The sequence below is a fragment of the Sediminispirochaeta bajacaliforniensis DSM 16054 genome, from assembly GCF_000378205.1.
GTDB lineage: Bacteria > Spirochaetota > Spirochaetia > DSM-16054 > Sediminispirochaetaceae > Sediminispirochaeta > Sediminispirochaeta bajacaliforniensis.
Genome location: NZ_KB899435.1, coordinates 1 through 13830, shown reverse-complemented (window position 1 = coordinate 13830; position 13830 = coordinate 1). Strand labels below are relative to the sequence as shown.

10 protein-coding genes are annotated in these 13830 nt (G+C 51.4%); 7 read left to right on the top strand and 3 right to left on the bottom strand.

Going from position 1 to position 13830, the window contains the following annotated elements; translation table 11 throughout:
- Positions 1-110 precede the first annotated feature (110 nt).
- Positions 111-2855: a preprotein translocase subunit SecA gene (gene secA, locus F459_RS0120120; RefSeq protein WP_020614458.1), complete on the bottom strand. Its 2745-nt coding sequence runs from the start codon at positions 2853-2855 to the stop codon at positions 111-113.
- A gap of 128 nt (positions 2856-2983) precedes the next feature.
- Here secA and F459_RS0120115 point away from each other — a divergent pair, with 128 nt between their 5' ends.
- The 5 genes from F459_RS0120115 (at position 2984) to F459_RS0120095 (ending at position 7209) form a co-directional block, all read left to right on the top strand.
- Positions 2984-4213: an LIC_12708 family protein gene (locus F459_RS0120115; protein WP_245540241.1), complete on the top strand. Its 1230-nt coding sequence runs from the start codon at positions 2984-2986 to the stop codon at positions 4211-4213.
- Positions 4213-5754 carry a bifunctional ADP-dependent NAD(P)H-hydrate dehydratase/NAD(P)H-hydrate epimerase gene (locus F459_RS0120110; RefSeq protein WP_020614456.1) on the top strand — a complete coding sequence of 514 codons (1542 nt, stop codon included), beginning with the start codon at positions 4213-4215 and terminating at the stop codon, positions 5752-5754. Before F459_RS0120115 ends, F459_RS0120110 begins: the two co-directional genes overlap by 1 nt.
- On the top strand, positions 5751-6293 hold the full coding sequence (locus F459_RS0120105) for a hypothetical protein (protein WP_020614455.1): 543 nt from the start codon (positions 5751-5753) through the stop codon (positions 6291-6293). The genes F459_RS0120110 and F459_RS0120105 overlap by 4 nt, the downstream gene beginning before the upstream one ends.
- Before the next feature lie 85 nt (positions 6294-6378).
- Positions 6379-6792 carry a hypothetical protein gene (locus tag F459_RS0120100; RefSeq protein WP_020614454.1) on the top strand — a complete coding sequence of 138 codons (414 nt, stop codon included), beginning with the start codon at positions 6379-6381 and terminating at the stop codon, positions 6790-6792.
- A gap of 21 nt (positions 6793-6813) precedes the next feature.
- Entirely contained in the window at positions 6814-7209 is a 396-nt protein-coding gene (locus F459_RS0120095; RefSeq protein ID WP_020614453.1) for a (deoxy)nucleoside triphosphate pyrophosphohydrolase, read from the top strand.
- On the opposite strand, the gene F459_RS0120090 is transcribed toward F459_RS0120095, so the two are convergent.
- Positions 7202-8485, bottom strand: coding sequence for a glucose-1-phosphate adenylyltransferase (locus tag F459_RS0120090; RefSeq protein ID WP_020614452.1), 1284 nt, complete (start codon positions 8483-8485; stop codon positions 7202-7204). The genes F459_RS0120095 and F459_RS0120090 overlap by 8 nt on opposite strands.
- Before the next feature lie 108 nt (positions 8486-8593).
- On the opposite strand from F459_RS0120090, the gene F459_RS0120085 reads away from it, so the two are divergent.
- Together F459_RS0120085 and F459_RS0120080 are read left to right on the top strand one after the other, a co-directional pair.
- The gene (locus F459_RS0120085) at positions 8594-10897 is read left to right on the top strand and encodes a DEAD/DEAH box helicase (protein WP_020614451.1); all 2304 of its coding nucleotides are present in this window, start codon (positions 8594-8596) and stop codon (positions 10895-10897) included.
- Entirely contained in the window at positions 10897-12072 is a 1176-nt protein-coding gene (locus F459_RS0120080; RefSeq protein ID WP_245540240.1) for a ribonuclease H-like domain-containing protein, read from the top strand. The genes F459_RS0120085 and F459_RS0120080 overlap by 1 nt, the downstream gene beginning before the upstream one ends.
- Here the strand turns inward: F459_RS0120080 and F459_RS0120075 are convergent.
- Positions 12039-13508 carry a glycogen synthase gene (locus F459_RS0120075; RefSeq protein WP_020614449.1) on the bottom strand — a complete coding sequence of 490 codons (1470 nt, stop codon included), beginning with the start codon at positions 13506-13508 and terminating at the stop codon, positions 12039-12041. The genes F459_RS0120080 and F459_RS0120075 overlap by 34 nt on opposite strands.
- Positions 13509-13830 lie beyond the last annotated feature (322 nt).

Here is a 13830-nt window from a genome sequence, read left to right as displayed (position 1 = left end):
ATGCACAATCGATCGTACCTTCCGTGAAAAAGGCCACCCGGTGAAAGGGCGGCCTTCCTTTTTGCTGTACGTTGTTACGTTGCTTTACAGTTGGCGTATAATGCCGTTTGTTATCTTCCGCAACAGTGTTTGTACTTTTTCCCGCTACCGCAGGGGCAGGGATCGTTCCTCCCGACCTTGGGAGTGCTGCGTTTGATCTGTGCCCCCTGGGGCGACGATTCCTTGCGCTCCCCGCCGCCCTGGACCTCGGCACCTCCGAACTGTCCCATGGCTTTATGGCTTGCGGTACCGGCACCCACGGGCATCCTCCTTCTCCTTGCCGCCTCGGGTTCCTGAATTTGAACATTTATCACCATCTTGGCAATGTTTGTTCTGATATCGTAGATTAGTTTATCGAAGATATCGAAGCCCTCAAGCTTGTATTCCAGAAGCGGATTCTTTTGTCCGTAGGCTCGAAGATATACCGCCTCACGCAGCTCTTCAAGTTGGTCGAGGTGCTCCTGCCATTTGATATCGATCTGTCTGAGATACTGATACTTGATAAAGTCGTTGAAGGGACGTTCCCCTGCGGCCTCAATCTTTTTTTCCATATCGGTTCGGTAGCGATCAAAGATTTGGCTGGAAAGGGTCTCCTGGTTTTTCCATTCCAGGGGCTCCTCCCCATCGATACTATCAAGAGAGGGGATAAAGAGCAAAAACTCCTTCAACTTCTCTTCAAGCTTGGCGGCAATGGTCTCCTGTCTGTCCCCGGTCTTGAATGCCTGGTCGACCGCTTCGTCTACCATTTCTGAGACCGCTGAAAAAACACGTTGTTTTAGGTTCATGTCGGAGAGAATTTCATCCCGCTGGGCGTAGATGAATTTCCTCTGTTCGTTGAGTACATCGTCATATTCCAGGAGGTGTTTTCTGATCTCAAAGTTACGCTCTTCGACGCGGCTCTGTGCCCGCTCGATCGCCTTGTTGATCCACGGGTGGTAGAGCGGCTCTCCACCGTCCATACCCGCCTTTGCCATGAGATTGCGCATATTGTCCCGGGCAAAAAGGCGCATCAGGTTATCGTCGAGGGAAAGGAAGAAGCGGCTCGTGCCAGGATCCCCCTGCCGTCCCGATCGACCACGGAGCTGGTTGTCGATCCGCCGGGATTCATGTCTTTCCGTACCGAGGATATAGAGACCTCCGAGGCTCTTTACTTCTTCGTAATTTTCTTTCCACTTCGCATATTCTTTTTTATAGGTCGATGCAAACTCTTCCTCACTTGCCTCGGTTCCTGCCTTTGCCCTGGCGCGGAACTCGGGATTACCTCCAAGCTTGATGTCGGTACCTCGGCCGGCCATGTTGGTTGCAATGGTTACGGCTCCTTTTGCACCGGCCTCGGCAATGATAAGTGCCTCTCGGGCATGGTTTTTTGCGTTGAGGACCTCATGTCTCACCCCTTTTGCGGTAAGCATAGTGCTCAAGAGTTCCGATTTTTCGATGGAAACCGTTCCGACCAGTACCGGTTGTCCCTTTTTCTGCAACTGGGCGATCTCGTCACATATTGCCTGATATTTGAACTTTTCGTTGAGGAAGATAACGTCGTTTTCATCGATCCTGGCAAGGGGGCGGTTTGTGGGAATAACCACTACCTCAAGGTTGTAGATTTTTGCAAACTCCCGTGCCTCTGTGTCTGCGGTTCCGGTCATGCCGCTGATCTTGTCGTACATACGGAAGAAATTCTGAAAGGTGATGGTCGCCAGGGTCTTGTTCCGTTTTGCAACCTGGATTCCCTCTTTAGCTTCAATAGCCTGGTGGAGGCCGTCGGAGTAACGTCGGCCATGGAGAATACGACCGGTGAACTCGTCGACGATCTGTACCTGCTTCTCTTTTACAACGTAATCAACATCGATGTGGAAAAGTTTATGGGCCTTAACCGCCTGGGTGAAATAGTGGATATATTCGAAGTTGTCATCGATGAAAAGGGAATCGGATATGATGCCGTTTTTCAGGAGCAGCTCTTCTATATGGTTCATCCCTTCATCGGTAAAGGTCACCTTTTTCGATTTCTCATCAAGCTGATAATCACCAACCGGGTTCTCTTCGGGATAGGTACCGGTTTCCGGGTCCTTGGCACACTCGGTAAGCATGGGAACCAGCCGGTTGACCTCTCTGAATTTCTTCGTATCGTCTTCCGCCTGACCGGAAATAATCAACGGGGTTCGCGCCTCGTCGATCAGGATGGAATCGATCTCGTCGATGATGCAGTAGTGATGGCCCCGCTGAACACGCCCCTCCATGCTCCAGCGCATGTTGTCCCTGAGGTAGTCGAAACCGAATTCGTTGTTGGTTCCGTAGGTAATGTCGCAATTGTAGGACTCTTTTCGTGCCTCGTTATCCATGTCGCTAAGAATCGAACCTACGGTGACTCCCAGAAAGGAGTAGACCGGTTTCATCCATTGAGCGTCACGCTCGGCAAGGTAATCATTGACCGTTACGACATGGACCCCTTCGCCGGGGATGGCATTGAGGTAGGCGGCCGTGACGCTGGAGAGGGTCTTTCCTTCACCGGTTTTCATCTCCATGATTTTTCCCAGATGCAGGACAATGCCTCCCAAGAGCTGCACATCGTAATGACGTTCGCCGAGGGTCCTCCGGGCCGCTTCACGAACCATGGCAAAGGCCTCCGGTAGCATGGCATCGAGACTTTCACCTTCTTGATACCGATTGCGAAACTCTTCTGTCTTTGCAGGGAACGCCTCGGCCGGCATGGCGGCGGTAGTCGATTCGAACTCATTGATCTTATGGAGCAGGGGAAGTAGCTCCTTAAGGTCTCTTTCGTATTTGGACCCAAACAGGGTTGTTATTGCTTTTTCCAGCATTATTGCTAACTCCTTTGGCAGATACGACTCATTATCTATTCACCTATCTACTATACTAAAAAGAGGCGTCGTTGTCAGCTTTTATGATTCATTGACAGAGCCATAAGCAGGGGCTACTATTGGCCGAGATGAAAGCATATAGATTCCCATATTACCGATGCAGTGCTGTGTGTCTGTTTTGTTTTTTGGTACTGTTTCCCTTGCTGTTTAGTTCCTGCGAAGCAGGTGACGGAAATACCCTGAAGCGGGAAACGCTCTTTTCTTTGAAGATCGGAAAGATGGAGGATGACCTGGACCTTGTGGAACACTATGGGGTTCCTTACACGGAGAAAACCAGGATCGTAATGCGCAATGGTCTCTTCTATATCGGCAATGGTAATTCGAAAAAGGTGATGGAGTTTAACGGCTATGGGGATATTCTCTCCCTGTTTTACTCTGCCGAAACTAATCCCGGTCCCATTCTCCTCGATACCGACAGCGGATCAGATATGGTCTCCAGCCGAAAGGCCTACCAATACCCCTTCACCGATGTCGGAGAGATCGCGGTTACCGGTTCAGGGCTTCTTTTGGTTGAGGAGCGGGCCCAGGAGTATCAGATATCCTGCGATGAGGAGCTGGCGAGTAGTCTCAATACGATCGTACTCCGCTTTTCCGAGGATGGTGAGGTGCTCGATTATCTAGGACAGGAAGGGGTCGGAGGAACGCCCTTTCCCTATGTTGAGAGGATTTTTGTCGTTGATAATGATACTATATGGATTGCCTCGCGTGGACCGAACCGGTGGGTTCTCTTTTCCTTTGACAATCACGGCTCTCTGAAGAGTCGATCGGATATTCCCCCTCAGGAAATTCCCATGCCGGATGGAGAGGGGTATGCCGAGCCTGGAATAAAAGGTGTTTTCCCGGATTATACGGCCCCCCTGCTCTACGTGATGGTCGACTACTATCGAAGCGAAGGGGATAAAGGGGGGATCGACTTTGATCAGAGTGCCATCTGTATCTTCAATACCGAGACGGCAACCTGGGATTCCCGGATCGTTCTTCCTGCCAAGCGCGTTGACGAGCAGGGAGGGGGCTTTCTTGAAGACGATTCTTTCGTCACAATCTATGAGGCCCTTGGTGTGGACCGAAATGGGAACCTCTACTTTATGGCACCGGAAAGCGGTGATGATTTTGAGCTTATGATTATGGGCCGTGATGGTTCGGTCGTTGATAGAAGTACCATACTCCTCGAAGATGATCAGATCATCTATCGCGATTTTTATCTTTCTCCCGACGGAATTCTGACGGCACTGCTGGCAAAAGCGTTTGGTGTCGATATCGTATGGTGGCGTTCCGATCGGATCACCGAGGAGGAGTAATGAAGATTGTCACCGGTGGCGTGATGTCTTGTATAGATCGGCAAGCCTCGGAGAATTGCGCCATTCCCGGTTTGCTTTTGATGGAAGATGCTGGGCAGAACGCCTGGCGGAATTTTCGTGCCCTCTGCCGGGAGAAGATCGATAAAGAGTGTAAGCTATTGTTTGTGGCGGGGAAGGGCAACAACGGCGGTGATGCCCTTGTTATGGCCCGTGCGGCCTTTAGTGAGGGATATACCGGGGCGAAGGTCTTGCTTTTTGCCTCTGAGAATGGTGAATCGGTTCGTCTTCAGACCAAAATTTGTGAAGGTTATGGGCTCGAAGTGCTGTGCATGGAGGGCGATAAGCCAACTGTGCTGGCCGCAATCTCGGAGGCCGATGTTATTTTCGACGGTATAGCCGGAACAGGGCTGAAAGGCGCTCTTCGCCCGACGGCTGCGGAGCTTGTGCGACGCATCAACGAAAGCCGGGCCCTAAAGGTAGCCGTTGATATTCCCAGCGGGCTGGGAGACGATGCCTTTCCTATAGCTGGGTCGGTAATTGTTCGGGCCGATATCACCCTTGCCATGGAGCTACCGAAGCTTCCGCTTTTCAGCCCTGAAGGGCGGAAACTTGCGGGCCGGATCGTTGTCGTACCGGTTGGCTTTCCTCCTGGCCTCATTGCCGAAGCCGAAGCGGCGGCAGAGTGGTTTTTACCCGAAGAGGTCCAAGTACCAGAGGTGGCACCTTGGGCCTATAAAAATCGAAGGGGGCATCTTCTTGTTATCGGTGGTGCTCCTTGTACCGATGGTGCACCTTTCCTCTGTGCGATGTCTGCCGCCTCAAGCGGGGCTGGCCTTGTCTCCTTGATGCTTGACGACGAAATCTTTGCGAGAACGCCCCCCGATCGGAGCGGTATTATGATTCGGCGCGTTGATCCGAAATTTGCTGCTTCGGTGGATTCCGTTGTAATCGGGCCGGGATGGGGGCGTAATGAGGCTCGTCTTGCTGCCTTTGACGCCGTTATTGAACATGCCGCTTCCGGCGTGATCGATGCCGACGGCATTACGCTTCTTGGTATGTGGCTCAACAAAAATGGTGGGAGGCTTCCCGGCAAAGATGGGAGCACTCGCTGGATTGTGACCCCGCATCCTGGGGAAGCGTTGGGGCTTGCGGTTTCTCTCGGCCTCTGCCGTGATATCGAAGAGGCTCATTCCATACTGCTTACCCGTCCTTGGGAGCTGCTGCCTTCAATGGCTGAGCGTTGTAACGGTGTGATTGTTTTAAAAAGCCATATCAGTCACATAGCCTCTCCTGAGGGGGAATATGAGATTGTTGAAGGTAACAACCCGGCTCTTGGAACCGGAGGATCGGGAGATGTTCTTGCCGGTATCTGCGGGACGATGTTGATGCGCGATGAAATGGAGACACAAGAGGCGGCGCTTCAGGCTGTTGCCCTTCATCAACGGGCGGGAAAGCATGCTGCAGAGGAAAGGGGCTTTTTTACCGCCGGGCAGCTGATCGAGTATATCGGGATCGAGAGCTACCGGAGCGCGGCAGAATGAGCGAGCGGCGACAGATTCGTCTGGGCGGTGCCGAAAGTGAGGATCCGAATCTTTCTCCCGAGGACCGTCCCATACGCTATTACGGAAAATCCAGACCGGATGACTATAAGAAAAAAGGTAAACGCGGCGGTTTCTTTGCCCGTCGTGGTTCAATGATTTTCTTCGTCGACCTTGTTATCGTTGCAATCATCGCCTTGACCCTTTACCCGATGTACGGAAGAAAAGATCGGGGTCGCTGGGAAGGCTATACCTTTACCCTCGACGCAGAGCGATTAGAGGAGGGGATTTACTTTGACCTTTTCGTGAAGGCCCCGGGGCGGGAGGGGCAGATTCACCCGGGCATCCCCTTCGCATATCGTTTTTCCACCGATTCAGGGGAAAGCCTGGAGGAAGTGGATGCCGTTCTTCCCATCACCGTCGGAGCTGTCGAACACCAACGTGCTTTTCTTCGCCTTACTTCTCCCGAGAAGGTGAGAGTGGCAACCGCAACCCTTAATGTCTCAGGTGAAACATTTCTTCTTCGACTGGGACTTCCCTAGAATTTGAGAATTTGTTGACGACCGACAATCTTTCTTGTATGTTTTGTATCAGGATTTCCATGTCCAATCAAAGAGGGGTGATGTTATGGTACAATTCTACGTCCTTGCAATACTTCTGAATTTCATCGGTGGAGCTCTTCTTGCCGCCGATTATTTTGAAGAGCGATTTCCCATTTTGGTACAGATGAGGAAGGGACTGGAAGACCGGCCCGGTCTTCGTGTTTCCCTGATCATTCTTACCGTGCTTGTGGGTATCTTCAAGCTGCTTACCGTTACATCCGGGGATGTACCGGTTGTCGGCGACCTTTTGCCTGCTATCTCTCTCTTCCTGCTGGGGTTTATACAGGCCCTGGACTATTATATCCAAAAAAGTGATGTCGGCGGTGAAGGGCGTGAGCATCTCGAAAAGATATTTATCGCCAACCAGTCCGTGTTCGGTGTCGCCGCAATGGTCATCGCCGTGCTTCATTTTTTGTTTCCCGCAGTGCTGTTTCTCTAACCGACTGGTGGTATGAGGGGTATGCAACGTATCTCGACGGCGGGAATTGCACGGCGGGGGAGTAAGTACCTTCTTGCTCTCCGTAAGCCGGGGACAAGTATTGGTGAAAGTTGGGAATTCCCCGGCGGAAAGGCCCGTTCCGGAGAACAGCCCGAAGAGGCGCTGAAGCGGGAATTCTTCGAGGAGTTTCAGATCCATATTCTGGTGGGCCGAATGATTTTTCATGGTGCCTTTTCAAATCGCGGTACCGATTATGAGTTACAGGCCTTTGATATCAAAATTTTAGGGGATGGTTTTACCCTCGCAGAACATCAGAAAATCGGTTGGTTCACCCTCGATGAAATGATACGGCTTTCCATGGCAGATTCCGATCGTTCAATTTTGGAGTTCTTACGAAACAAGCCCGTTACTATATAATGGTTCCCGCCGGAACAATACCGTTTTTCGGGATGACGATGATTCCGTCCACGATCCAGTAATAGCCGTAGTCGCCATCTTTTCTTCCGATAGGGTCGATGCCGAGCCTGCAGCCATCCCCAATGCGTGCGTTAAGATCGATGATTGCCTTCCTGACGATAGTTCCCCGACCTATGCCGATGTTGGGAATTCCCTGCTCCTCGTTTTCCTTTTTCTGCTCCCAGGTTTCGTAGAAGTTCGCTCCCATGCAGTAAACCCCATCGAGGTTGGCTCCCGACTCAATAAGTGTTCTGATGCCGATTACCGAATTGACGATTGAGGCGTTGGTGATGATGCTTCCCTCGGCCGCAAGGGACTGGCTGATGGTACAAAAATTCATCTTCGTTGCGGCGAGGTGCCGGCGATGGGTGTATATGGGGCGTTTTTCATCGTAAAAATTAAAAGCCGGGGTAAGAGAGGCAAGATTGAGATTCGTCTCATAAAAGGCCTTGATGGTTCCTATGTCTTCCCAGAATCCGGTAAAGATATAGGTGTTTACGTATCGCTCACCAATGGCAATGGGGATAATCTCCTTGCCGAAATCGGTGTAGTTATTATCCAGCACCTTTTCAAGGGTCTTCGCGTTGAAAATGTACATACCCATAGAGGCCAGATACTCTTTACTTAGATCCACTTTCGGTTGATTCTCCGGCAGGAGAGAACGGTCAAAGGACATATGTGAGATATCGTCTTCCGGGTCAGGTTTTTCGATAAAAGATACGGCGCGTCCCTTTTTATCTGCACTGATGATGCCGAGGCCGGTGGCGTTTTGTCGAGAGACGGGAGTAGCTGCTATGGTCACCTCGGCTCCACTCTCGATATGCTTATTCAACATCTCCGCCAGGTCCATGCGGTAGAGCTGATCTCCTGAAAGGATAATGTAATGACTCGGCGACTGGTCGTGAAAGTGATAGAAGTTTTTCCTGACTGCGTCCGCCGTCCCTTGATACCAGCTGTTATTATCGAAAGTCTGTTCGGCCGCAAGAATTTCGACAAACCCGTTACTAAAGACATCAAAAATGAAGGTGCTTGAGATATGATTGTGAAGACTTGCAGTATTGAACTGCGTAAGAATGTAGACTTGACGAATTCCGGAGTTGATACAGTTGGAGATTGGTATATCTACGAGCCTGTATTTTCCCCCGAAGGGGACCGCCGGTTTTGCCCGCTCTTTCGTAAGAGGAAAAAGCCTAGTGCCTTTCCCTCCGCCCAATACGATAGCCAATGGTTTATTCACAAAGCACCTCTTCCCTTCAGCAATCACAGTTCACATTACCTAGGGTAAATCAGTTTGATCACTGGGTCAAGGATTTTCAGCAGATGAAAAGCTTGGTAGAATAGTTTCATGACATCACCACTTGAAGGGATTCTTGAAGGGCTAAAACGTGATCCTTCCTTCGCATCAAACGTGGGGGCCTGGAAGCGGCTTCCTGCAAAGGAAGGATCTTATGCTCCTTTTCCGGAGGAGCTGGACGAGCGTATCGTCACAGCACTTGGCAAGCAGGGAATCGACCAACTCTATTCCCATCAGCGTCTGGCTTGGGAAAAGATACGTGCAGGTGAACACTGTGTCGTTGTAACACCGACGGCGAGCGGAAAAACCCTTGCCTATAATCTTCCCGTGATGCAGAGGCTCCTGGCCGAACCGGATGCGCGGGCCCTTTATCTCTTTCCCACGAAGGCCCTTAGTCAGGATCAGCAGTCGGCCCTGAACGATATCGTTTTGTCCGACGATCTGCCCGTAAAAATAACGACATACGACGGCGATACTCCCAAATCTCTTCGGGTCTCGGCACGGGAAAGCGGTAGGATCGTTATCTCGAATCCTGATATGCTTCATTCGGGAATCTTGCCGAACCATCCGAAATGGATCAAATTCTTAAGTAATCTCCGTTTTGTCGTTATCGACGAAGTACACACCTACCGCGGTATCTTCGGTAGTCATATGGCCAATCTTATGCGGCGTCTGGTACGCATTGCAGGCTTCTATGGCTCAAAGATTCAGTTCATCTGCTGTTCCGCGACCATTAAAAACCCCGGAGAGCTTGCGGAAAAGATCATCGGCGAGCCTGTTTCTGTGATTGAGGAAAACGGTGCTCCTTCCGGTGCGAAAAACCTTATCCTTTACAATCCTCCCCTGGTAGATGCCGTCCAGGGAATCAGGCGGGGAGTGGTTCTCGAAAGCCGTGATATTGCCCTCCGTTTTCTTCGAGGTGGGGTAAAAACGATTGTCTTCGGTCGCTCGAGGATACGGGTGGAACTCATCGCGGACTATATCAACAAGGCCCTTGCGAATCATTTTAATGAGAACCATCGTACCCGGGTGGAGGCTTACCGCGGAGGCTATCTTCCGGGAGAGCGGCGTCAGATCGAACGCGGCCTGCGGGACGGGAGCATCAAGGGGGTTGTTTCCACCAACGCCCTTGAGCTGGGTATCGATATCGGCGGCCTTGATGCCGCGGTCCTGGCAGGAATACCCGCTTCCGTTTCCTCGGCGCTTCAGCAGTCGGGAAGAGCAGGGCGGGGGGCCAGCGAGTCGGTGGCGGTCCTGATCGCTTCCGCCAGTCCCACGGACCAGTATCTTGTCGGACATGAAGACTATTTTTTCGGCCGTTCGCCCGAAGCAGCCTCGGTTAACCCGGAAAATCTCTATATTCTTCTTGATCACCTTAAGTGTGCACTCTTTGAACTTCCCTTTTCCGAAGGAGAGGGTTTTGGCGGAAATGATACCGAGCCTCTTCTCTCCTACCTTGAGGAGGAGGGAGTTGCCAGGCATACCGGAGCTAAGTGGTTCTGGGCCGATCGCGGTTATCCTGCGGAAGGGGTGTCCCTTCGATCGGCTTCTTCCGAAAATGTGGTTATCATTAATACGACAGGGGGAAAGAATGAAGTGATCGGGGAAATGGACCTGCCTTCGGCCAAGGAACTGCTCTTTCCCAAGGCTGTTTACCTGCATCGGGGACGCCAGTTTCAAAGCCTTAGGCTTGATGTTGAAAACCGCCGCTGTGACGTCCAGGAATCAAGCCTCAACTACTATACCGATTCCATCGTAAAAAGCGATATCAAGCCCTTGGAGATCGATCTTGAAGAATCCTTTCCCTGGGGATGCGCTCTCCTTGCCGATGTGCTTGTCAGAAACCAGGTTGCAAAGTATAAAAAGCTGAAATTTGCGACACACGAAAATATCGGCTATGGTGATATCTCTCTTCCTGAGGAAGAGATGCACACTCGCAGCTTTATCCTCCGTTTCGACGAGGGTGGGGTACCTGCCAGACAGTTCTCCGAGGTAGAGGCTGCTCTTGCCGAAGAGGTGATTGCTCGGAGTGCCAGTCTGCTTCTGAGCGTTGCTCCGCTTTTTCTTTTGTGTGATCACAGTGATATTGGAGTAAGCGAACGGCTGCGCGATCCCCATTTCGCCCTTCCTGCAATCTATTTCTATGATAAGGCTCCGGGAGGAATCGGTCTTGCAGAATCGATGATGAAGGCCTTTCCCGCTATTTTGAAGGCTGGGGCCGAGCGGGTCAGTTCCTGTAGCTGTGAGAGTGGCTGTCCCTCCTGCTGCGGCCCGGACCTGTCGATAGACGGAGGACGCAAGGAGGCTGTCGTGCGTTTCCTTAACGGATGGGTCAGGGCTTCCGGTCTTGGATGATGAAAAAAAAGCAGCTTGCAGGGAGGCTCGCCCGGCTGAGAGCATCAAAGGGGCCCGGAGTAACGCCTCCTCTTCATGCTTCTTCGGCTCCTGTGAAGAATTTCTCGCCTGAGTTTATCAATCGAGGCTGGGAAAAACTCTCCGATTATCTTTTTCGGCGGGTCACGCCTCTTCCTCCCGTGGATATTCGTCCGCTGCTTTCTTCTCATCCCATATTACTTCCTGCAGGCGAGCCGACAGAAAATCTTCTTTTTTATGATTTGGAAACGAGCGGCTTAAGTGGCGGGGCCGGTACTGCCGTTTTTCTGGCCGGCTTTCTACGTCTTGTCCCCATTGAAAATAAGGGAAGGAAGAATACGTTTTTCACTCCCGAGGCCACGCAGCTGTTCCTGGCTGATTTCCCCGGCGAGAGGGACTTTTTAGAGGCAATTGGAGAGCTTATAAAGCCGCAATTACTCTATCTTTCCTACAACGGTAAAGGGTTCGATCGCCACCTTCTTGCAAGCAAATTTCGGCTACATGCTCTTCAGCTTTCCATGCCGCGGCAGCTTGATCTCCTCTATCCGGCCCGTAAGTTCTGGAAGGAGCGACTTCCTGACTGTTCTCTTTCGACCGTGGAACAGGAGATCCTTGGCCTCTGGCGTGAACTTGATATTCCCGGAAGAGAGATTCCCGATCGTTATTTCAGCTGGCTGAAAAGCTTCGATATCGAGGCCCTGGAACCCGTCTTTGCACACCACCTGCAGGATCTTCTTTCCCTTCTGCTCCTTTTGCGTAGGTTCGAGTCGATGGCGCTATCCCCCTGTGATTGTACCGCTCGGGAGAAGAGTGTTCTCGGGGAGCTGCGATACCATACCGGCAGCAGGGATGATGCGCTGGAATTGCTGCAGCTGGCATGGGAAGAGGGGAATGCAAGGGCGGGGAGGATAGCTGTCCTCCTCCTGAAGCGTATGGGATATCGCGAAAGGGCCGCCGAGCTTGCCGGACAGATGTGGGAACAAAAACGTTCCTTATTTGCAGGAATCGAGCTCGCCAAATACTATGAACACGTTGAGCACAATCCTACTGCTGCCTTGGAACTAGTGGAAACGATGCTCGAACAACGGGCCTTTCTTTCGGAACGGGTACGTAAGCAGCTCTATCATCGCCGTGGACGGTTGATTATGCGGTTGTAGAGTTTTTCGTATGTTGCCGCCGAGTCTTCCCATGAAAAGTGGGCCTTCATGGCACGTCTCCGCATTGCTTCGATGGCGTTCCTGTCATGTTCCCAGAGATCAAGGGCATGTCGAACCGTCTCGACGATCTGATCGGGATTACACTGCGGAATGACAAAACCTGTGGAGCAATTTTTCCCTTCGCCTTCGGGAATCACCGTATCTGCGAGCCCCCCTGTTTTCGTTACAATGGGCAGACTCCCGTAACGGAGAGAGTAGATTTGGTTGAGGCCACAGGGTTCGTAGCGACTCGGCATGAGAAAGAAATCGCTTCCCCCCTCGATCACATGTGCCAGCTTTTCACTAAAGGTAAGGAAGACCCTTAGATTGGGATGGTTTTCGGATATTTTCAGAAGCCGAGATTCAATCCATGCGGCCCCTGTCCCGAGCAAGACAACCTGTACCTTCTTGCCTTCGAGAATACGCTGAAGGGCTCCGTTCTTTTCATCAAGTAGCTCCACGAAACCTTTTTGTTCTGCGAGGCGCCCAACCATACCGATAATGGGGATTGAAGGATCGACAGGAAGGTCGGCCTCCTTCTGCAGCCGTTTCTTTGCAAGCGCTTTACCGGAAAGGTCATCGGTATCGAAAGAGACATCAAGGAAGGGATCATCCGTCGGATCCCACTCTTTGTAGTCGGCACCGTTAAGGATGCCGCTTACCGACCCCGCATGATCGACAAGAAGCGTATGGAGACCTTCCCCAAATGCCTCGGTCATGATCTCCTTTGCATAGGTAGGGCTTACGGTAGTTATATGGTCACTGTTTATGATTGCCGATCTAAGAAAGTTGATTTGGTCGTGATAGCCGGCGGGCCGATCGGAAAAGGAGCCCCACGTTAAGGCAAGGGCGTGAATATCCTGCTTGGGAAAAACTCCCTGGTAGGCAATATTGTGGATGGTAAAAATCGTTCGCGCTTCCGCCATGACTCCTGTTTTTTCGTATTCGGCAAGATATGCCGGAACCAAGGCTGCCTGCCAGTCATGGAGATGAAATAGCTCGGGGGCAAGATTCAACCTTCTCGAGGTCTCAATGGCACCTTTTGCCAAAAGGGCAAAGCGAATGTGATTATCACGATATGCTCGCCCGCCATTTTCCCCGTAAAGCCCCTCTCTGGAAGAAAAAAGAGGGTGATCCAGGAACATTACCGATAGTTCGTCGTTCCCATCGATAGGGGTAAAGAGCCTCAAACTATACTCTGCAAAACCGAGTGAAATCACCGGTACAAGGGGAAGTTCCCGAAGCGAGGCAGTATCAATAAAGCCGTAACGGGGCATGATGATCGTAACCTGATGGCCTCGTCCTATCAAAGCACGGGAGAGGGCCGGAACAACATCCGCGAGCCCCCCTGTCTTGGCGTAAGGTACGGCTTCGCTTGTAACCATGACGATTTTCATTGTTCTATTAGATCATGGCCTCTTTTAACAGTCAACTACTGTCCGGAATCGTGGTGAAAAATGAATAAAATCTCCTTTTCTCGTAGTTACTTATAGTAAGAACTACCAGAAAAAGGAGTTTTTCCATGTTCCATCCCCCCTTCTGCCCCAATCCCCATTGCCTCAACCACTTCTCTCCAAAAGGCCACTGGTTCTTTAGAACAGGCTCCTACTCAACCAAAACCTCCCCCCGCATCCAAAAGTTCAAATGCAAAACCTGCCACCTCTCCTTCTCCACCCGCACCTTCAGCATCGACTACTGGACCCATTTCCACCTTTCCTA